Raw genomic sequence first — 21303 nt, 5'->3', positions numbered from 1 at the left:
TCGCAAGCGACCGCCACAGGCGCAAGAATGTGCAAAGCACATTCTTTGTTCGTAAAAAAACAGGTGAACTTAAGAATGGGAATTTTTAGAAAGAATTGTTTTGACCATTTGAATAGTGCTGTCAATTTGAGCTTTTTCTTCCGGTGTTTTACCTTCTTTAATAATATCTAAGATTAAAGTAATTTCGTCGGGGGTGAAATGAATCCCCTGTTTATTTGCACTCGTGATCAGAGCCATCATAATCGGCATCAATTCCTTTCCGCTTTTTCCTGCTGTTTTGGTCGCAGCCATCTGAATGAGATTGTATTTCACCGGATTCATATTCTTTAGAAGTGGATGATTCATCCATTCGTTCATTTTGCGAGTCTCCTTCCTGTTGAAACATGGTTTGATACATTTGGAACATTTCTTGTTGTTCTGGAGAAAGCATTCCAGAAAATAAATCGGCAGGGGAAGTGGATGAAGTATCTTGAAAGGTTTGCATCATTTCCAGAATATTCAAAATGTTTTGAACAGAAGCTAGCATTTGCGAATCGCGTTTGGAAAGATAAGGTGCTATTTCGCTGATGATATTTGAGAAAGAAACAGGGGCATCGGTTGTCTGAGAGTGGAGCTTAAGGGTACAGTGTTGAAAAAAATCAATCGTGTATTCTAATTCAAGAAATTTAATTAAAATACCGAGCATTTTCTGATTGGTGACAGGAGTGTATGGAAGAATAAGTTTTAAAAGCTGCAATTCAGATGGAATGGTTAGTTCATCAAAGGGTGAGAGTGGTGTTGTTGATTTCTTTTCCATATCTGATATATATGATATGTCGAATAAAAATATGTGTGACAGGGAAGAATATGCAGGTGGAATAACCCGAGATAAAAAAAGAAGCATATTATATAGGAAAGGAAACAATGGAGTAAAATATGAAACGAAGATTAATTATTGATGGAAATGCTGTGTACGAATTAGATGAAGATTGTATGTTGAAGAAACGATTGGACAAAGGCAAAGAAAAAAGAGAGGAACAGTTGGTGAAAAAACAAACAGAGAGACCAAAGAAGAAAAAATGAATCTCAAGAGACAAAAAAGGACAAATGTCTTTGCGTGGAAGGTAAAAATATAGATAAAGTGAACAAAAACCGAATAAAAAAACTGTGAAAAATAGATAAAATGCAAAAAAGAATAGGAGAAAGGGACTGTAGTCCTATTAAAAGGAGGGGACATATGTCATAATTGGAAATATAGAGTCCTGAAGAGAAAAAAGCATTCCTTGTTAAGATTTGAAAGTTCCGTGCCCTTTCAAATGTATATACAGGATTCCCGGCATTAGTAGCGTTAAAGCTTCCAAGTACATTGTATAATATGTTCCCTTATATTATTTCATTGGTCGTTCTTGTGTTTGTATCAAAAAATTCCAGAGCACCTAAGGCAGAAGGAATACCATACGATAAAGGACAACGATAAGACATAAAATAAAGACAGAAAGGTGGAAAAGGTATGAAAAATTATTCAGAAGATCAAAGCAGACAATATCATATTCAGGTGGCAAAGGGAGAAGTCGGACGTTATGTGATAATGCCGGGTGATCCAAAGAGATGTGCAAAAATCGCACAGTATTTTGATGATCCGGTTTTGATAGCAGATAACAGAGAATATGTTACATATACAGGAACACTGGACGGTGTAAAAGTAAGCGTAACATCTACAGGAATTGGCGGACCGTCAGCATCGATCGCAATGGAAGAATTATATAAATGCGGAGCAGATACATTTGTTAGAATTGGAACTTGTGGAGGAATGCAGACAGAAATTAAAAGCGGGGATGTTGTAATTGCAACAGGAGCAATCCGTATGGAAGGAACATCAAAAGAATATGCACCGATCGAGTATCCGGCAGTGGCAGATCTTGATGTTACAAATGCGCTGGTTGCAGCCGCAAAAGAAAAGAACTTTACTCATTATACAGGGGTTGTTCAGTGTAAGGATGCATTTTATGGACAGCACGAGCCGGAGACAATGCCGGTAGGATATGAGCTTATCAATAAATGGGAAGCATGGAAGATGATGGGATGTCTTGCATCAGAAATGGAGTCTGCTGCACTGTTTATCTGTGCATCTAAATTAAGAGCAAGAGCAGGTTCATGTTTCCTCGTTGTAGCAAATCAGGAGAGAGAAAAACTTGGCCTTGAGAATCCGGTTGCTCATGATACAGACATGGCAATTCAGGTGGCAGTTGAAGCAATTCGTAAATTGATTAAAGCAGATCAGGAAAATAAATAAAAAATAGTAAAAAAGATGATATACTATAAATTGAAAGGAAGACTATATAATGGATGTGAAAGAGATTTTAAAACATGTTGATCATACACTTCTTCTTCAGGGGGCTACTTGGGAAGAAATCAAACAGATTTGTGACGATGCAATGAAATATGAAACCGCATCTGTTTGTATTGCACCAAGCTACGTAAAACAGGCCGCAGAATATATGGGTGATAAGATGGCGGTTTGTACAGTAATCGGATTCCCAAACGGATATATGACAACTAAAGCAAAGGAATTTGAGACAAAAGATGCACTGGAGAATGGTGCTTCTGAAATTGATATGGTAATCAATATCGGATGGCTCAAGGATAAAAAGTATGACTTGATTGAGAATGAGATCAGAGCTTTAAAAGCTGTCTGCAAAGATAAAATTCTTAAAGTTATCATTGAGACATGTTTCCTTACTGACGAAGAGAAGATTAAGATGTGCGAAATCGTAACAAATGCAGGTGCTGATTACATTAAGACATCGACAGGTTTTGGCGGAGCGGGAGCAACATTTGATGATATCAAACTTTTTTCACAGCATATCGGACCAAATGTGAAGATGAAAGCAGCAGGTGGTATTTCATCTATGGAAGATGCTGAGAAATTCCTTGAACTTGGAGCAGATCGTCTTGGCACAAGCCGTATCATTAAGATTGTGAAGAATGAGGAAGCAACAGGATATTAAAAAGAGGAAGAAGTATGGAACGTAATTATTTGCATGAGATGCTGCCGTTTTTGACGCAGATTGAGAAAAAAAGACAAGAACAATTTGAAATATATTTTCATAGTGCTCCGCTTTGGGTCATGGAAGCACTGGAAGTGGAGAATATAGCAGCGGGGACGATTTTTATTCATGAAAATGAACCGGCAGATATGATTTATTTTGTTGGAATCGGAAAAGTAAAAGCGACAGATTATCGAGTCTCGGGAATTGCGTTTGATTTTATGAAGCCTGATAATGTAATTGCTCTTGGGGGAATGGAAGTGATTATGGAGCAGGGGACTTACAAAACAACAGTGCAGACAGAGACAGACTGTGTGTTGGTAAAATTGTCGCGTGCAAAGTATGAAAAGTGGCTGTATTCAGATCCGGAAACATTTCGGCTGGAAGCGAAACTAACTTGTCATTCTCTTCTGGAAGAAGAAAGGCGCAACCGTCTGTACCTCTTTCTTCAAGGAGCAGACAGGCTGGCACTTTTATATGTGGAATTATATGAAAAATATAATAAAAATGGAACATTTTATATCAAAGAGAGCCGTACGAGTATGGCGGACGAGACAGGATTGTGTCTGAAGAGTGTCAGTAGAGCAATTCGGAAATTTTCGGAAGCCGGACTGGTCACAAAAAATGGAAGCCAGTTACAGATTAGTAAAGAACAGTATGAAGGTCTTAAAAAGATAGTCACTGATAAAATTGACAGAAGATAAAATTGAGTGAAAAGGAGTGGAAATTATGTATAAGAAATTAATGACATGTCTTGAAAGTGTAAAAAAGAAAATAGATTTTAAACCGGAAGTAGCATTGGTTCTTGGTTCCGGACTTGGAGATTTTGCAGATGGAATTCAAATCGAGCAGACAATTGATTATTCAGAAATAGAAGGCTTTCCGGTTTCTACAGTAAAAGGTCATAAAGGACGTTTTGTATTTGGATATGTAGAGAATACACCTGTTGTGATTATGCAGGGACGTGTTCATTATTATGAAGGATATACCATGTCAGATGTTGTTCTTCCAACGCGTCTTATGGGAATGCTTGGAGCAAAGAAAATTCTCCTTACAAATGCAGCAGGCGGATGCAATCCTGCTTATAAACCAGGAGATTTTATGATGATTACAGATCATATTACAACAGCGGTACCAAGTCCATTGATCGGACCAAATATTGAGGAACTCGGAGTGAGATTCCCGGATATGAGTGAAGTATACAGTAAGCGCCTTCGCGATGTAATCCGTAAATGCGCAGCAGAATGTGGTATTGAGCTACAGGAAGGTGTTTATGTTCAGTTTACAGGACCAAGCTATGAGACTCCGGCAGAGATAAGACTTGCACAGAACTGGGGTGCAGATGCAGTTGGAATGAGTACAGCTTGCGAAGCTATGGCAGCACGTCACATGGGAATGGAAATCTGTGGAATTTCCTGCATTACAAATATGGCTGCAGGACTTTCAAAAGAAGCATTGGATCATAAAGAAGTGCAGGAGACAGCTGACCGCGTAGCAAAATCGTTTAAGGAACTTGTTACAAAAGTTATTGTAAACATGTAATGGAGTGAGGTTAATGAAAAAATATAATCGAATTTTTACAATTGTAATTGATTCATTTGGTGCAGGGGCAATGCCGGATGCGGCAGATTATGGGGATGCCGGAACTGACACAATGGGACATATTTCCGAATCAGTGGAGGACTTTCATATTCCAAATCTCCAAAAACTTGGAATTGCAAATCTTCATCCTCTTAAGCAAGTGACTCCTGTAGAACGACCAATGGGATATTATTCTTTCTTGAGAGAAGCAAGTACAGGGAAGGATACAATGACAGGGCATTGGGAAATGATGGGACTTCATATTACAAAGCCATTTAAAACATTTACCGAGACGGGATTTCCAAAGGAATTGATAGATGAACTTGAGAAAAGAACAGGGCATAAGGTAATTGGAAATAAGAGTGCGAGCGGAACGGAAATTTTAGATGAACTTGCTGAGGAAGAAATTGCGACAGGACATATGATTGTTTATACATCAGCAGATTCCGTATTGCAGATTTGTGGAAATGAAGAGACGTTTGGGTTAGATGAACTTTATCGTTGTTGTGAGATTGCACGTGAAATCACAATGAAAGATGAGTGGAAAGTAGGCCGTGTCATTGCAAGACCGTATGTCGGAAAGAAAAAAGGCGAGTTTAAGAGAACAAGTAACAGACATGATTATGCTCTGAAACCATATGGAAGAACTGCATTGAATGCATTGAAAGATGCTGGATATGATGTAATTTCAGTTGGTAAAATTTTTGATATTTTCGATGGGGAAGGTTTGACGGAATCAAATAAGTCAAAAAGTTCTGTTCATGGAATGGAGCAGACGATCGATATAGCAAAGAGAGACTTTAAAGGGTTGTGTTTTGTGAATCTGGTAGACTTTGATGCATTGTGGGGACATCGCCGAAATGTAAAAGGATATGCAGAAGAGCTTGAGAAATTCGATGTGAAATTAGGAGAATTTCTAAAGGAGTTAAAAGAGGATGATCTTTTGATCATTACAGCAGATCATGGAAATGATCCGACACATACAGGAACAGACCATACAAGAGAACAAGTTCCATTTTTTGCTTATTCTCCGTCTATGGAAGGGTATGGAAAATTGCAGGATTCAGATACCTTTGCCGTGATCGGAGCAACAATCGCCGATAACTTTGATGTAAAGATGCCGGAAGGAACAATTGGAAAATCTATTTTGGGAGAATTAAAATAAATTGTAAATTCAATTTATAGATATTTAGAGAAGGTGCTGTCAGTTGCGACAGCACCTTTTGAAGTTAGTATGAGAAAAAAAGAATAAACCTTAGCAGCCACATCCAAATCCGTTGCCGCATCCAAATCCATTATTTCCACATCCACCACAGAAGATAAGCAATAAGATAATCCACAGACAACTGTCTCCGCCACATCCACAGCCGTCTCCGATTCGGTTATTGCCGCATCCGCCACAGAAGATAAGCAGCAGGATAATCCACAGGCAAGAATTATTTTCCCAGTTTCCTCCACAATTGTTGTCGCAACCACATCCACAGTTTGTAGCAGTTAAATCACTCATTCGATATATCCTCCAAAGATGATCATTTACAATGTTATAGTATGAACGAATATGAGAAAGTGTGAATAAATTGAAAGAAAAGGTTCTTTTTATGAAACGAGTAAAAGAAGCTATCGGATATTGGACGGAAGATATGGAAAAGGGAAAATATTTTGGGCAAGGAATCTGTATTGCTATATTGGATTCCGGGATTATTTTACATCCGGATTTTGACAGGCGGATTTTAGAGTTTACAGACTTTGTTGGAAAACAAAAAGCGATATATGATGACAGCGGTCATGGTACGCATGTGGCGGGAATACTCGCAGGAAGCGGGAAGATGTCGGATGGTATATATCAAGGAATGGCACCAAAGAGTGAGTTGGTTGTAGGAAAAGTATTAGATCAGCAGGGAAATGGAACAATTCAGGCTGTAGAAGAGGGAATACATTGGATATTGGAATTGAAAAATAAAAGAAATATCCGTATTGTAAATATTTCAGTAGGGGCAAAGCCACAACTAAATAATATAGAAGAAAGAAACTTGTTGTCAGCTGTGGAGATGTTATGGGATGCAGGGCTGGTGGTTGTAGTGTCAGCGGGAAATTATGGTCCAAAGGATGGAACAATCGCTATTCCGGGGAGCAGCAGAAAGGTGATCACAGTAGGAGTGACAGGCGGCTCACAAATTGTTAATGTTCATTCGCAAAAGGAATGGAATTATTCGGGGAGAGGCCCGACAAAACAATGTGTTGTTAAGCCAGATCTGACAGCACCGGGAACAAAAGTAATAAGCTGTAACGGACAGTATACACATCGCTGGAAAAAGCCCTATATATCAAAGAGTGGGACGTCTATGGCAACTCCGGTAGTAGCAGGGGCAATAGCCTGTCTTTTGTCAAAATATCCGGATATGACAAATGTGGAAGTAAAGCTTAGACTTCGGGAAAGCTGTTTAAAAGAAGAAAAAGAGGAGCTGGGATGGGGAAAGTTGAATATGAGAAAGTTGATGAAATAAAAAATATAAAAGGTGTCAAGAAAAAACACTTGACACCATGCGGCATTTCGTGTAAGATAGCATAGGTGATAATTGTGAATGAAATATTAGAACAATCATTATTGTATGATTTTTACGGCGAGTTGCTGAATGATCATCAAAAGGAAGTGTATGAGCAGTTTGTGCTAGATGATTTATCTTTGAGTGAGATTGCTCAGGAAAAAGGAATCAGCAGACAGGGCGTACATGACCTTGTAAAACGATGTCAGAAGACATTGGAAGGATATGAGGAAAAGCTACATCTGGTGGAGAAATTCTTGTCTATTAAAGAAAAGGTAGGACAGATTGATGAAATGCTGGATACTTATGAAGAGACAGGACGAGATAAAAAAGAGATGATTTCACAGATAAGGCAGATTTCGAATCGGATTATAGAGGAGTTGTAGAATGGCATTTGATAGTTTGACTGAAAAACTTCAGAATGTATTTAAAAACTTAAGAAGTAAAGGACGACTTACTGAGGATGATGTCAAAGCAGCTTTGAAAGAAGTTAAGATGGCGCTTCTTGAGGCGGATGTTAACTTCAAAGTTGTGAAGAGTTTCGTTAAAGAAGTTCAGGAACGGGCAATCGGTCAGGATGTGATGAACGGCCTGAATCCGGGACAGATGGTAATCAAGATTGTTAATGAAGAACTTATCAGGCTGATGGGATCTGAGACAACAGAGATTAAGCTTCAGCCGGGAAGTGCAATCACCGTTATTATGATGGCCGGTCTGCAAGGTGCAGGTAAGACAACGACAACTGCAAAGCTGGCAGGAAAGTTCAAGTTAAAAGGTAAGAAGCCACTTCTGGTAGCCTGTGATGTTTATAGACCTGCTGCAATTAAGCAGTTGGAAATCAATGGCGAAAAGCAGGGCGTGGAAGTATTTTCCATGGGTGATAAGATTAAACCTGCTGATATTGCAAAAGCTGCAATGGAACATGCAGCAAAGAATAAGAATAACATTGTGATCCTGGATACAGCAGGACGACTTCATATTGATGAAGAGATGATGGCTGAGCTTCAAGAAATCAAAGAAGCAGTTACAGTACATCAGACGATTCTGGTTGTTGATGCAATGACAGGACAGGATGCAGTTAACGTAGCAAGTAATTTCAATGATAAAATTGGAATTGATGGCGTTATTGTAACAAAGTTAGATGGTGATACAAGAGGCGGTGCTGCATTGTCGATTAAGGCAGTGACAGGAAAACCGATTTTATATGTAGGTATGGGTGAGAAGCTTTCTGATTTGGAGCAGTTTTACCCGGACCGAATGGCATCACGAATTCTTGGTATGGGAGATGTGCTGACGCTGATTGAAAAAGCAGGCGCAGAGATAGATGAAGAACAAGCCAAGAAGACAATGGAGAAGATGAAGAAAGCTCAGTTTGATTATGAAGATTATCTGGACAGTATGTCACAGATGAAAAAAATGGGCGGGCTTTCAAGCATAATGGGAATGTTGCCGGGTATGCCAGGAATGGGCAATAAGAAGATGCCGGAACTCGACTCGGAAGAGAACGAGAAGAAGATGGCAAGGATGGAAGCAATGATACAGTCAATGACAGTAGAAGAAAGAAGAAATCCAGATTTGTTGAATCCATCAAGAAAACACCGAATCGCAAAAGGTGCAGGTGTAGATATTGCGGAAGTGAACCGCATGGTAAAACAGTTTAATGAGACAAGGAAGATGATGAAGAAGCTTCCGGGACTCATGGGTGGTATGGGTGGTAAAAAAGGAAAATTTAAACTTCCTTTTTAACACATAGATAAAAAATAAAGCGAATAGTTCGCTGAAATTATGAAGGTAAAAAAGAAAGGATAGGTATTTAACATGGCAGTAAAAATCAGATTAAGAAGAATGGGACAGAAGAAAGCTCCTTTTTATAGAATCATTGTAGCAGATTCTAGATCTCCAAGAGATGGAAGATTTATCGATGAGATCGGAACATATGATCCAAACTGCGATCCAAGTGCAATCAAAGTAGACGAAGAAGCAGCTAAAAAATGGCTCAACAATGGTGCTCAGCCAACAGAAGTTGTATCTAAAATCTTCAAAGCAGCTGGAATTGAGAAATAATTAAAAATTATTTAACGCAATATTTTCGCGGAGGTGCGCGTAAATGAAAGAACTGGTAGAAGTTATTGCAAGAGCATTGGTGGACAACCCAGATGGAGTTGTTGTTACGGAACGTCAGGAAGGCAAGACAACAGTGTTAGAGGTTCGCGTTGCAGATGGAGACATGGGTAAGGTGATTGGAAAACAAGGTCGTATTGCGAAAGCAATCCGTTCTGTAGTGAAAGCAGCAGCTACAAAAGATAATAAAAGAGTGGTTGTTGATATTGTTCAGTAAAGAAATGCTATAGAATATTTTAAAATATACTTAGCGATAAGAGAGGGACAGCCGTTAAGACTGTCCCCTTTATTTTAGATAAGGAGTTCGATTATGGAACAGTTATTACAGGTAGGTGTGATCTCATCTACACATGGAGTAAGAGGTGAAGTAAAGGTATTTCCTACAACAGATGATCCGCAGCGATTTAAAAGCCTCAAAAATGTAATACTTGACACAGGAAAAGAACAGATACCGTTGGAAATTCAGGGGGTTAAATTTTTTAAACAGTTTGTAATCCTGAAATTTAAAGGCATCGATAATATAAATGATATTGAAAGATATAAAAGAAAAAGTTTATTTGTAACAAGAAAAGATGCAGTAGAATTAGAGGAAGATGAATATTATATTGCAGATTTGATCGGTATGGATGTTATAACAGACGAAGGTGAAGAAGGAAAACTGGTAGATGTTATCGAAACCGGTGCAAATGAAGTGTATGTCGTGGAATTTGACAAGTATGGCGAGGTGCTGATCCCTGCTATTCATGATTGCATATTAGATGTGGATATAGAAGCTATGAGCATGAAAGTACATTTGTTGGAGGGGCTGGTATAATGAACTTCCATATAATGACTTTGTTTCCGGAAATGGTGATGAATGGATTGAATACAAGTATCATTGGAAGAGCAATTTCCCGTGATTTATTATCCATAGAAGCTGTTAATATTCGTGATTTTGCTTTCAATAAACATCAAAGCGTAGATGACTATCCGTATGGTGGAGGGGCTGGTATGCTGATGCAGGCGGAACCTGTCTATTTGGCTTATCAGTCGATTGAAGAGTCCATTGCAAAGAGAAAGAAGGAAAGTCAAATTGAAAATACTCCAGCAAATGAAGAACAGACAGAAAACAATTTAGATAAAAAGAAAACGAGAGTTGTTTATTTATCTCCACAAGGAGATACATTTAATCAGAAGATGGCAGAAGAATTAGCACAGGAAGAAGACCTCGTCCTTTTATGCGGACATTATGAGGGGATTGATGAACGTGTGCTGGAGGAGATTGTTACAGATTATGTATCAATCGGAGATTATATACTCACAGGCGGGGAACTCCCGGCTATGGTCATGGTTGATACAATTTCCAGACTGGTTCCGGGTGTGTTGCATAATGATGTATCTGCTGAATTTGAATCATTTCAGGATAATCTGCTTGAATATCCACAGTATTCAAGACCGGAAGAATGGCATGGGAAAAAAGTACCGGCTATTTTGTTGTCCGGACATCATGCAAATATAGAAAAATGGAGACGCGAACAGTCTATTCTTCGAACAAAAGAACGTCGTCCCGATTTATTTGAAAAATGTGAGTTGACAAAAAAAGAGAAAAAATGGCTGGAAGAAGTAGAGGCTCAAAAGCAGAAGTAAAATAAAAAGGAAAAAGCTGACAGAAAAAGTGCAAAACTACTTGCACAACAAGCAAAAATGTGATAAACTACAACAGTTGTTTGTGAAAAGAAGAGCGATGGTCCTCTGGCACAATAATGTGTTAAGAACGTCAAATATTAAGGAGGTCACACAATGAACGATATTATTAAAAACATTGAAGCTGAGCAGTTAAAAGAGAATGCTCCAGAAATTAACGTAGGAGATACTGTAAAAGTATACGCTAAGATCAAAGAAGGAAACCGTGAAAGAATTCAGGTTTTCGAAGGAACTGTTTTAAAGAAACAGGGTGGTGGAGTTAGAGAAACTTTCACAGTAAGAAAGTCATCCAACGGAGTTGGAGTTGAGAAAACTTGGCCAGTACACTCTCCACATGTAGAAAGAGTTGAGATTGTTCGTAGAGGTAAAGTAAGAAGAGCAAAACTGAACTACTTAAGAGGACGTGTAGGTAAGAGAGCTAAAGTTAAAGAATTAGTAAAATAGTAACGATGAGAGGGACAAGTACAGATTTGTAGTTTGTCCCTTTTTCATTATATGAAAGTAACTGTTGGTATGATATATTAAGAGATAGGCGATGAAAAAAAGAGCAAAGAAGAAAAGTTATACGATAGATCGAAAAAAGTGGAAATTATATTTCCGAAAGAAATGCCGCTCACTGAAAACAGAAAAAGTCAAGACAGCGATTGAATGGGGCACAGAAATTATTGTTGTATGTATTTTAGCATGGATGCTTGTGAGTTTTTTTGGACAGCGGGTAAGCAATGCCGGAGACTCTATGAGCCCGGTGTTGAAAAACGGAGATGTCGTGTTAATTAATCGGATTGTTTATGATGCCCGTAAGCCTAAAAGAGGTGAAATTATAGCATTTCGTCCAAATGGAAATGAAAACGCACATTATTGTATAAAGCGAGTAGTAGGGCTTCCAGGTGAAACGGTACAAATCAAAGATGGAAAGATTTATATTGATGGTAAAGTACAAAAGAAAAATGTCTACACATCAGATCTGGATTTTGCAGGAATTGCAGAAAAAAAGCTTACATTGGGTGAGACAGAATATTTTGTTTTAGGAGATAATAGTGCAGGTAGTGATGACAGCCGGCTTGCAGATATCGGGAATGTGAAACGTGAAGATATCGGCGGAAAAGTTTGGTTTGTGACAAATATAGGAAAGAATTTTGGATTTGTAAAATAGAGGAGGAAGATATGCATTTTCAGTGGTATCCAGGTCATATGACAAAGGCGAGAAGAATGATGCAGGAGAACATTAAATTGATTGATCTTGTGATCGAATTGGTTGATGCGAGAATTCCTGTCAGCAGCCGTAATCCTGATATTGATGAATTGGGAAAAAATAAGGCGAGACTGATCTTGCTGAATAAGTCAGATTTAGCAGAAGAGAGATGCAATGATGCGTGGATGGAATATTTCAAGAAAAAAGGATATTCTGTTGTAAAAGTAAATTCAAAAAAAGGCGGAGGGATTAAATCAATACATGGTGTGATCCAGGAAGCTTGTAAAGAAAAAATTGAACGAGACAGAAAAAGAGGAATTTTGAACAGACCGGTACGAGCAATGGTTGTTGGAATCCCAAATGTAGGTAAATCAACATTTATTAATGCACTTGCAGGAAAAGCCTGTGCAAAAACAGGAAATAAACCGGGTGTTACAAAAGGAAAACAATGGATTCGTTTGAATAAAAATGTGGAATTATTAGACACACCTGGAATTTTGTGGCCGAAATTTGAGGATCAGAGTGTGGGATTGAAGCTTGCATATATTGGTTCAATCAAGGATGAAATTCTGAATACAGAAGAACTGGCTGCAAAATTATGTGAGTTTTTGAATGATAAATATTCGGGAATATTGGCAGAAAAGTATGATATAGAGGAATCTGACGATGGTTTTGCGATGTTGCAGGAAATTGCAAAGAGCAGACATTGCCTTGTAAAAGGAAATGAGTATGACACAGAAAAGGCAGCAAAACTGATGTTGGATGATTTCCGAAATGGTAGACTTGGAAGAATAACATTAGAATTTCCGGATGAGATGGATGCATAAAAGGGGCGCACAATGAAAGAAAGAAGTATTTTAGGGGAGTTGCTTAGTTGGCTTATCTACATTGTGATCGTTGTTATTTTGTCATTAGGAATCATTACATTTATTGGGCAGAGGACAAAAGTGAGCGGTCATTCTATGGAGACGACACTGTCAGATGGAGATAATCTGATCGTAGATAAAATCAGTTACCGATTCCGTGATCCAGAGAGATTTGAAATTATCGTATTTCCATTTCAGTATGAAGAACATACTTATTACATTAAACGAATCATTGGTCTTCCGGGAGAAACAGTGCAGGTGATAGATGGATATGTTTATATCAATGGAGAAGTGCTGGATGAAAATTATGGATTGGAAGTTATGGACGATCCGGGAATTGCAGCAGAGCCAATTACACTGGGAGAAGATGAATATTTTGTGTTGGGAGATAATCGTAATCATAGTTCAGACAGTCGTGACCCATCGGTGGGAGTTCTTCATCGAGATGATATTATGGGAAGGGCATGGATTCGAATATGGCCGTTTGATAAGTTTGGAGTGATTAAGCATGAGTGAGAAGATCAGTGATATAAAGCTTGTATTTGAACAGGCAAAAATGGATGAATATCCGGAATTATATAAAAAATATGAATCCGATCCCCGTGCGGGAGTTAAGAATCTGATCCGTAAATATCAAAAACAAGAAGAAAAGCTGGAGCAAGAGAGAGCACGATTAGAGCAGATGCGAGAATATGAGCATTGTTATGCTGCCTGTAAATGGATTTGTGGGATTGATGAAGCTGGCCGAGGACCTTTGGCAGGTCCGGTTGTAGCAGGGGCTGTAATTCTTCCGGAAGATTGCGAGATATTGTATCTGAATGATTCTAAAAAGCTTTCTGCAAAAAAGAGAGAAGAATTGTATGATGAAATTATGGAAAAAGCAATTGCGACAGGGATTGGTATGGCATCTCCGGCGAGAATCGATGAGATTAATATTTTGCAGGCTACATATGAGGCAATGAGGGAAGCTATTCATAATTTAGGGATTATGCCGGAAATTTTGCTCAACGATGCAGTTACGATACCAGACGTTGCAATTGCTCAGGTTCCGATTATTAAAGGAGATGCAAAGAGTGTATCTATTGCAGCGGCAAGTATTTTAGCAAAGGTGACGAGGGATCGCCTGATGCTACAATATGATAAAATTATGCCGGAATATGGATTTGCAAAACATAAAGGGTATGGTTCGCAGGAACATATTGCTGCATTGAAAGAATATGGACCAACACCAATTCATAGAAAAACATTTATCAAGAATTTTATCTCAGTCGAGAAGACTCCCACCTCTTTAGGTGGTGAGTAATAGCAAATTTGTCTCAGTGGGAGTCCAATCTCCGACTGAGATAAACGCTCCGCGAGGATGCGCAGTGATTCTGATAGGAATATGTCAGCTTCGCTGACCAGAATCACGCGCCAAGTCTCACGGACGTTCGACTTGAAAGATGAGTAAAAAACAGCCTATCTTGAAAAATAAGCTGTTTTAAGTGGTATCATGCGATATGATATTATGAATAATAGAAAAATAGGAAGCGTATATGAACAGGCAGCAGGCTACTATCTGGAACAGCAGGGATATGAGATTTTACAATATAATTATCGCTGTCATGCCGGAGAGATTGATATTGTTGCGAGAGATGGTTCGTATATTGTATTTTGTGAAGTGAAATATCGGAAAGGCAGAGGGACAGGGAATGCATTAGATGCTGTGAATGAAAAGAAACAGCGGGTGCTCTGTCGCTGTGCCTTATTCTATATTATGGAACATAATCTTGGAGAGAATCAGGCATATCGTTTTGACGTAGTAGGAATTGAGAAGAATAGGATAAATGTTATCCAGAACGCATTTGCTTTTCATTCATAAAAAATACACATAGTTGTGATAAAATACAAATATGTGAAAATAATAAAATGGTCATATAGAATAAGGGAGATAAGGATGAGCCTTGGAATAAGATATAAAGACGAGAGACAAATTTTTCGTGAGATAGAAAAGGAAGTACCCTATTTGGAATATCCGCTCTTGACAGATACAAAAATTGTGCATCATGGATTTTCAACCAGACTTGGCGGCGTGAGTCAAGGGTGCTATGCATCGATGAATCTGAGCTTTACAAGAGGAGATGATGAAGCAGCAGTGCGTGAGAATTATCATAGAATCGCAAAATCAATCGGGGTGAAATGCGAGAATATGGTACTTTCTCAACAGACGCATACAACTAATGTAAGAGTAGTAACGGAAAAAGACAAAGGAAAGGGAATTGTGACACCATTGGATTATACAGATGTGGATGGGATGGTTACAAATATCCCCGGAATTTGCCTTGTGACATTTTATGCGGATTGTGTCCCGTTATATTTTGTAGACCCTGTTCAAAAGGCAATCGGACTTAGTCATTCCGGATGGCGTGGAACAGTGGGGAAAATCGGAAAAGAAACAATTCGTAAGATGGAGGAGCAATATGGGTCTGATCCAAAGGATATTCTGGCAGCAGTAGGTCCGTCTATCTGTAAGGATTGTTATGAAGTCAGCGAAGATGTGATTTTAGAGTTCCAGAAAAATTTTGAAGAGAGATATTGGAAAGATTTGTTTTATCGCAAAGAGAATGGAAAATATCAGTTGGATTTATGGAAAGCAAATGAAATCATATTTAAAGAATCCAAAATATTGCCAGAACATATTGCTGTGACGAATGTATGTACACACTGCAACAGTGAGATTCTGTATTCGCACCGTACAAGCGGAGACAGAAGAGGAAATCTGGCAGCATTTCTTGCATTAAAAGAGTAAGGTAATAGGAGGGCAGTATATGACAACAACAGATGAGCTTCAGCAGTCGGCGGAAGCATCCGTAAATGAAGTGACTGAAAATATGAGTCAGTTCAGCAACTATATACAAGAACATATACCGAATTTGATAAACTTAGGTATAAAAATAATCATTGCAATCATCATATTTATGATAGGACGTGTAATTATAAAATGGATTCGTAAAAGTATTCGTTATTCCTTTCAGGTAAAAGAGACAGATGCGGGAATTGCAACATTTGTAGATTCCATGGTAAAATTCGGATTATATATATTATTAATTATTATCATTGCAGGAAATCTGGGAATTGAATTATCATCAATAACCGTGTTATTTGCATCAGCAGGTGTCGGTGTATCGTTGGCATTGCAGGATTTTATAACAAATTTTGCAGGTGGCATCATGATTCTGTTATTGAGACCGTTTACTGTCGGAGATTATATTATTGAAGATACGAATAAGAACGAAGGTACAGTAAAAGAAATTAAAATTTTCTATACAAAATTGATGACGATAGAGAACAAGGTAATTGTGATTCCAAATGGAAAACTTATGAATAACAGTCTGACAAATGTGACAGAGCGTGATGAACGAAGATTGGATTTGAAGGTTGGGATTTCATATGAATCAGATTTGAAGAAAGCAAAAGAAATTCTGGAAAGATTATTGCTTAGTCACAAAGATATATTGACGAACGAAGACTGGAAGGTGTTTGTGGACTCATTGGCAGACAGTTCCGTAGTTTTAGGAATCCGTGCTTATGTGAAGATGGAAAAATACTGGGATACAAGATGGGAACTTCTTGAACAGATAAAATTGACATTTGATGAAGAAGGAATTGAGATTCCATATAATCAGTTGACTGTGCATATGCAAGAAAAAGAATAAAAAACAGTTGAAATTCCTAAGAAAAGACGATATAATATATGAGGTTGCTATAAAACCAATGCCGAAATAGCTCAGTTGGTAGAGCACTTCACTCGTAATGAAGGGGTCGTCGGTTCAAGTCCGATTTTCGGCTGTATAGAGGTGTAGATTCAAGTTGAATCTACACCTTTTTCTATTTAAACATACACCAAAACAATTAATGATTTTTAGTAATTGTTTACAAAAATAAAAAAGCATCTTGTGGTATGTTTTTTATTATGCTATGATGCAATCACAACTCAAACATTCTAATAAATTCTAATATCTATGGCAGATCGCCAGCTTATTTCAATGTTTGATTAAAAACGAATAGACAAAGGAGGAATGCCTATGAGTGTCGGATTCTCTTTCTTACTGTTTTAATAATTGAAGAAGGAGGAAATATATGAAGAAGGGAAAGTTTCTATTCGCGATAACAGGAACAATTATCTTGTTGCTGCAATCAATTCTTCCGGCCGTAGCGATTGATGAATCAGAAGATTTAAAAAACATTAAGGCAGAATTAGAGTCGATGATCCCGGAAGAAGAATTAGGAAAATATGGAAAAGGTGAGGTGATAGGAGAAGCATATATTGATCAAGAGGAAAGTTACTGTGAGGAAAAAAATCCAGAGGAAGCAGAAGAAAGAATTATGTTATTGTCTGCGGTGGGATCTCCGGCTGTGATTACTCCGGGAGCAGGACATTCGTATGGCTCGTGGGGGACTTGTGAATTTAGCGTGAAGACACAAACAGGGACATATCTTGGATTTTGTGCAGAGCCAAATTCAACGACACCAAGCGGAACATTCAGTGTGTCAGAGTTAAACAGTGACATAATTAAAGCATTGATCTTGTGTTATGTAATTCCGGAATTATATGAAAATTTAGGAAAAAACATTTTCAATGAAAGAGATAGAAATACTTATGCATATTGCCATGCGGCAGTTGGGTATGCGTATTGTGGCAGTTTGACAGGCTTATCTGCTTCAATGGCACAGGGAATTAAAAACATGGTGGCTGTAACCCAAAATCAGATGGCAACAAATGGGACTTTGCAAAGATATATGTCGGAGTATAAAACGTATGTTGCTTACAATGCACAGCAGGATATTGTGTGGGTAGAGCGTGCACCAAAAGGAAATATAAGGGTGTTGAAGACATCAACAAAGCCGGGGATTACAAATGGAAATACCTGCTATAGTCTCAATGGTGCGGTTTATGGAGTCTATACTGATCAGGCGTGTACAAATCAAGTGGCAACTCTAACGACAGATAAAGATGGAAATTCAAATGTAGCACAACTGGATGCAAATACATATTGGGTGAAAGAAATTAAAGTGCCTATAGGGTATGCCTGGAATCATACAGTATACAATGTGACAATTTGTTCTGGAGAAACAGCAGTTGTTAAAGTATCGGACGCACCAACAATGAACCCAGTTGAAATTTTATTGAAAAAGGTGGATGCAGAGACTTGGCAAAATGTACCACAAGGTCATGGGACTTTCGAAGGAGCATTGTTTGATGTGAAGTTTTATGCTGGAAATTATGAATCGGACCCTCAACAACAGGGGATTAAACCTGTTCGTTCGTGGGTGATAAGGACGGATTCAGAAGGTGTTGGAAAATTAAGAAATGAATATCGAGAATCAGGAGATGAATTTTACACAATGGACAATGGTGAAATTGCATTTCCATTAGGAACGGTTGTAATACAGGAAATTGCTGCTCCGGAAGGATATCAGATAAATCCAGAAGTAATTGTACGGAAAATAACAAGTGAGAATAAAGGAGAAGAAATCGTAGACAGTTATCAGAATGCTCAGATTCCGGAACAGGTTCTAACATTGGATATCGTTAAGGTTCAAAAGGAAACAATGACACCAATAGCCGGGGCAAAATTTATTCATACAATGCCTGATGGAAGCAGAGAAGAAGTAATGACGGATGGACAAGGAAAGGCTGCACTAAAAGGATTGATTCGTGGTGAACATATGGTAGAAGAATCTTTTGTACCAGATGGTTATACAAGGAATCCGGGAAAAATCAGATTTCAAATTTCAGGAAATAATCAAATTGAATTGAAGGAAAATACTTCGACAGTACAAAGTGGAAAAATACAGTTTGAGAAGACAGTAAGGGGAGCTGCATTAAGGGTAGAAGACGCTTGTGCTCCATATAAGCTTTTGATAGATAAGAAAAATGAAGATGGTAAAAAGTTAAAAGATGCTGAATTCACTTTGTATCAGGATAAAGAATGTAAAAAGAAAATTACATGTAGTAAAACCAATGAAAATGGAGAAGCAAAGTTTGAAGGACTTGCAGTAGGAGAAACATATTTTATAAAGGAGACAAAGGCTCCACAAGGATACAGAATTCCAGTGAATTTAGATGGAAGTGATAAAATATACGAAATATCAGTAGCAAGTAATCCGATGGAAAATATATTTACCTGTCAGATTGATCAAAAAATATATCAGTTGGAGGATAGTAAAAGCATTATATCAGGAACAAAAGCGGAGCGAATTGTAACAATCGAAGTTGTAAATTATAAAGGAAATAAATTGCCTAAAACAGGAAGTGATTGGAATCTTTTGATTTTGACTGCAGGTATCGCATGTGTGTTAGGAGCGATATGGTGGAAGACGCCTTATAAAAAATAAGATAAACAAGAAAGTGAGATAAAAAAATTATGAAGATGAGTAGAAATATTGTACTAGGAATGGCAGGAGTGATGTTATTAAGCGGGATGGCACCCGTGATACCTGGGACTGCATTACAAGAACTGGTACCAATTGTAAAGGCTGAGGATAAAAGTCCAATTTACACCCAGGGTGGGGTTGCAGTTCTAGGGAACAGAGAAGCAGTGATTACGATAAAAGGAAATGAAGGGCAGAATCTGGTTGGAAAAAAATTCCGTATATATCAGTTGTTTTTAGCAGAGAACGCCAGAGATGGAGAATCGGTTAACTATACATGGAATCCTAATTGCGAGGCAGCACTGAAGAATGTGACAGCAAAAGCATTAACAAAAAAGGGAAAGAAAACAACCCCGGAACAGGTGACAGAGTATATGGCAATCGATTATATACAGTCATTAAATGCAAATCAAGTAGAGGGGGCGAAGGCAGAACAAAAAGAAGAAGGAACCTACAGTGAATTTCGATATTTTGTTGAAGAGTTAAGAGATGAATTAGAGAAGCTTTCGGTAAATTCAGATTGCGTAGAAGTAAGGGGGGTGAGACCGGATAATGTTATTCAAATCAGAGGAATGGCATATGGGTATTATATTATTGATGAGGTGACAGAAGTGAGTAATACATCTTCAGCAAGTTCATTATGCATGGTTAATACAGCAAATCCGACAGCAAGCATATCAATTAAATCAGATTATCCGGTAATTGCTAAACAAATACAGGAAGATGAGGCAAATGAAAATATAAAAGATCCAAACCGATGGAATGACATTGGGGATTTTGAAATCGGTCAATTTGTACCATATCGATATGAATCTAATATTTCTAATATGAATGGTTATCGTACATACTATTATGCATGGCATGACAGAATGGATGATGCATTAACATTTCTTAAAGACACTGTAAAAATCACAATCTCAGGAAACATTTCCGATACCCGGAAAAAAGAATATACATTAAAAGAATCTGAATATCTGCTCAACACGATGCCGAGTAATGGCGACACATTTCAAATTTCAATACCAGATATAAAAAGTATTGTAGATAGAGAATTTCCAAGATTTAATTCTGGACAGGAAAATATTTATGATCAAAAAGTAACTCTGAGTTATAAGGCAATATTAAATGACAGGGCAGTACAGAAAATAGGAAGACCGGGAATTGAAAATGATGTCCGTTTAGAATTTTCAAATAATCCGGATTCGAACGATGGAGGAAGCAGCAGAGGATTTACACCATGGGATACCGTTGTATGTTTTACATATAAATTGCAGGTGCAAAAAGTGAATAATTATCAGAAAACATTGGCAGGTGCAAAATTCCGTTTATATAGTGATGAAGCTTGTCAAAATGAAGTGTATGTAAGAAAGGAAAAAGACGGGTACGCAGTTGTAAATCGAGATGCAGTCGGAGGAACGGATCATGTCGGTGGAAATAAATTTGAACGTGCTGTCGAGATGGTTTCACCGGAAAATGGACAATTTGAAATTTACGGTTTGGATTCTGGAACGTATTACCTAAAAGAAACAAAGGCACCTGCAGGCTATCGATTGTTAAAGGATCCGGTTAAACTTGAGATAAAGGCAATATTTACAGATGATAGAGATCATTATGTGAAGGGAAGCGGAGCAAATGATACAGTATTAAAAAATCTAAATGTGACGGCTAAAGTAGATTCATTTTACAGTGGTATTATGCATAGTGAAGAGAAGGAATTGAAAACAAATGCCGAAGAAGGAACAATTAATCTGACAGTAATAAATCAGGTTGGAAGTAAGCTTCCGGTTACAGGAACACCCGTTGTTCTGATTATGGTCTTAAGTGGAAGTATTTTAATGACAGTTGCAGTATTGAGCAGCAAACGAAAACGATAAGAT

At 38.0% G+C, this 21303-nt stretch carries 25 protein-coding genes and 1 tRNA gene; 24 read left to right on the top strand and 2 right to left on the bottom strand.

Going from position 1 to position 21303, the window contains the following annotated elements:
* Nucleotides 1-211 precede the first annotated feature (211 nt).
* A complete protein-coding gene (locus H8S40_RS09860) occupies nt 212-796 on the bottom strand; it encodes a hypothetical protein (protein ID WP_186865166.1) in 585 nt (194 codons plus the stop codon).
* 119 nt (nt 797-915) lie between these two features.
* Here H8S40_RS09860 and H8S40_RS09855 point away from each other — a divergent pair, with 119 nt between their 5' ends.
* From H8S40_RS09855 to H8S40_RS09830, 6 genes are all read left to right on the top strand, one after another.
* Nucleotides 916-1062, top strand: coding sequence for a hypothetical protein (locus H8S40_RS09855; protein WP_186865165.1), 147 nt, complete (start codon nt 916-918; stop codon nt 1060-1062).
* A 427-nt stretch (nt 1063-1489) separates the two neighbouring features.
* Nucleotides 1490-2272: a uridine phosphorylase gene (udp, locus tag H8S40_RS09850; protein WP_186865164.1), complete on the top strand. Its 783-nt coding sequence runs from the start codon at nt 1490-1492 to the stop codon at nt 2270-2272.
* 49 nt (nt 2273-2321) lie between these two features.
* On the top strand, nt 2322-2987 hold the full coding sequence (deoC, locus tag H8S40_RS09845) for a deoxyribose-phosphate aldolase (protein ID WP_118723916.1): 666 nt from the start codon (nt 2322-2324) through the stop codon (nt 2985-2987).
* Between the two features lie 14 nt (nt 2988-3001).
* Complete coding sequence (locus tag H8S40_RS09840; protein ID WP_118723915.1) at nt 3002-3730, top strand: Crp/Fnr family transcriptional regulator; 729 nt, start codon at nt 3002-3004, stop codon at nt 3728-3730.
* A gap of 25 nt (nt 3731-3755) precedes the next feature.
* Nucleotides 3756-4568, top strand: coding sequence for a purine-nucleoside phosphorylase (locus tag H8S40_RS09835; protein ID WP_186865163.1), 813 nt, complete (start codon nt 3756-3758; stop codon nt 4566-4568).
* Nucleotides 4569-4581: 13 nt separating this feature from the next.
* Entirely contained in the window at nt 4582-5772 is a 1191-nt protein-coding gene (locus H8S40_RS09830; protein ID WP_118737074.1) for a phosphopentomutase, read from the top strand.
* A gap of 90 nt (nt 5773-5862) precedes the next feature.
* Here H8S40_RS09830 and H8S40_RS09825 read toward each other — a convergent pair whose 3' ends face one another.
* Nucleotides 5863-6114, bottom strand: a complete 252-nt coding sequence (locus H8S40_RS09825) for a hypothetical protein (protein ID WP_022074890.1) — start codon at nt 6112-6114, stop codon at nt 5863-5865.
* Between the two features lie 91 nt (nt 6115-6205).
* On the opposite strand from H8S40_RS09825, the gene H8S40_RS09820 reads away from it, so the two are divergent.
* The 18 genes from H8S40_RS09820 to H8S40_RS09735 all read left to right on the top strand — a co-directional run bounded on the left by H8S40_RS09820 (nt 6206) and on the right by H8S40_RS09735 (nt 21300).
* Nucleotides 6206-7111 (top strand): S8 family peptidase, encoded by a 906-nt coding sequence (locus tag H8S40_RS09820; protein ID WP_186865162.1) that lies wholly within the window; start codon nt 6206-6208, stop codon nt 7109-7111.
* 74 nt (nt 7112-7185) lie between these two features.
* The gene (ylxM, locus tag H8S40_RS09815; protein ID WP_022074887.1) at nt 7186-7536 is read left to right on the top strand and encodes a YlxM family DNA-binding protein; all 351 of its coding nucleotides are present in this window, start codon (nt 7186-7188) and stop codon (nt 7534-7536) included.
* Between the two features lies 1 nt (nt 7537).
* A complete protein-coding gene (gene ffh / locus H8S40_RS09810) occupies nt 7538-8896 on the top strand; it encodes a signal recognition particle protein (RefSeq protein WP_186865161.1) in 1359 nt (452 codons plus the stop codon).
* Between the two features lie 72 nt (nt 8897-8968).
* Entirely contained in the window at nt 8969-9214 is a 246-nt protein-coding gene (gene rpsP, locus H8S40_RS09805) for a 30S ribosomal protein S16 (protein WP_022074885.1), read from the top strand.
* Nucleotides 9215-9257: 43 nt separating this feature from the next.
* On the top strand, nt 9258-9488 hold the full coding sequence (locus H8S40_RS09800) for a KH domain-containing protein (protein WP_022074884.1): 231 nt from the start codon (nt 9258-9260) through the stop codon (nt 9486-9488).
* A gap of 93 nt (nt 9489-9581) precedes the next feature.
* On the top strand, nt 9582-10085 hold the full coding sequence (gene rimM / locus H8S40_RS09795; protein ID WP_186865160.1) for a ribosome maturation factor RimM: 504 nt from the start codon (nt 9582-9584) through the stop codon (nt 10083-10085).
* Nucleotides 10085-10897: a tRNA (guanosine(37)-N1)-methyltransferase TrmD gene (gene trmD, locus H8S40_RS09790; RefSeq protein ID WP_186865159.1), complete on the top strand. Its 813-nt coding sequence runs from the start codon at nt 10085-10087 to the stop codon at nt 10895-10897. The genes rimM and trmD overlap by 1 nt, the downstream gene beginning before the upstream one ends.
* A 153-nt stretch (nt 10898-11050) precedes the next feature.
* On the top strand, nt 11051-11398 hold the full coding sequence (gene rplS / locus H8S40_RS09785; RefSeq protein WP_022074881.1) for a 50S ribosomal protein L19: 348 nt from the start codon (nt 11051-11053) through the stop codon (nt 11396-11398).
* A gap of 91 nt (nt 11399-11489) precedes the next feature.
* Entirely contained in the window at nt 11490-12107 is a 618-nt protein-coding gene (gene lepB, locus H8S40_RS09780; protein ID WP_117989545.1) for a signal peptidase I, read from the top strand.
* Nucleotides 12108-12118: 11 nt separating this feature from the next.
* Nucleotides 12119-12973 (top strand): ribosome biogenesis GTPase YlqF, encoded by an 855-nt coding sequence (gene ylqF, locus H8S40_RS09775; protein WP_117989546.1) that lies wholly within the window; start codon nt 12119-12121, stop codon nt 12971-12973.
* A gap of 12 nt (nt 12974-12985) precedes the next feature.
* Entirely contained in the window at nt 12986-13528 is a 543-nt protein-coding gene (gene lepB, locus H8S40_RS09770; protein ID WP_117989547.1) for a signal peptidase I, read from the top strand.
* Nucleotides 13521-14315 (top strand): ribonuclease HII, encoded by a 795-nt coding sequence (rnhB, locus tag H8S40_RS09765; RefSeq protein WP_186865158.1) that lies wholly within the window; start codon nt 13521-13523, stop codon nt 14313-14315. Before lepB (H8S40_RS09770) ends, rnhB begins: the two co-directional genes overlap by 8 nt.
* Nucleotides 14316-14519: 204 nt before the next feature.
* Nucleotides 14520-14873, top strand: a complete 354-nt coding sequence (locus tag H8S40_RS09760) for a YraN family protein (protein ID WP_240577486.1) — start codon at nt 14520-14522, stop codon at nt 14871-14873.
* A gap of 75 nt (nt 14874-14948) precedes the next feature.
* On the top strand, nt 14949-15800 hold the full coding sequence (gene pgeF / locus H8S40_RS09755) for a peptidoglycan editing factor PgeF (protein ID WP_186865157.1): 852 nt from the start codon (nt 14949-14951) through the stop codon (nt 15798-15800).
* A gap of 19 nt (nt 15801-15819) precedes the next feature.
* A complete protein-coding gene (locus tag H8S40_RS09750; protein WP_022076335.1) occupies nt 15820-16707 on the top strand; it encodes a mechanosensitive ion channel family protein in 888 nt (295 codons plus the stop codon).
* 60 nt (nt 16708-16767) lie between these two features.
* Nucleotides 16768-16840: transfer RNA gene (locus H8S40_RS09745), tRNA-Thr, on the top strand.
* Between the two features lie 291 nt (nt 16841-17131).
* Nucleotides 17132-19390, top strand: a complete 2259-nt coding sequence (locus H8S40_RS09740; RefSeq protein ID WP_186865156.1) for a SpaA isopeptide-forming pilin-related protein — start codon at nt 17132-17134, stop codon at nt 19388-19390.
* A 29-nt stretch (nt 19391-19419) separates the two neighbouring features.
* Nucleotides 19420-21300: an isopeptide-forming domain-containing fimbrial protein gene (locus H8S40_RS09735; RefSeq protein ID WP_279286790.1), complete on the top strand. Its 1881-nt coding sequence runs from the start codon at nt 19420-19422 to the stop codon at nt 21298-21300.
* Nucleotides 21301-21303: the final 3 nt, after the last annotated feature.

It is taken from the genome of Ruminococcus hominis, from assembly GCF_014287355.1.
Classification (GTDB): Bacteria; Bacillota; Clostridia; order Lachnospirales; family Lachnospiraceae; genus Schaedlerella; species Schaedlerella hominis.
This window is presented reverse-complemented; position numbering and strand designations above follow the sequence as displayed.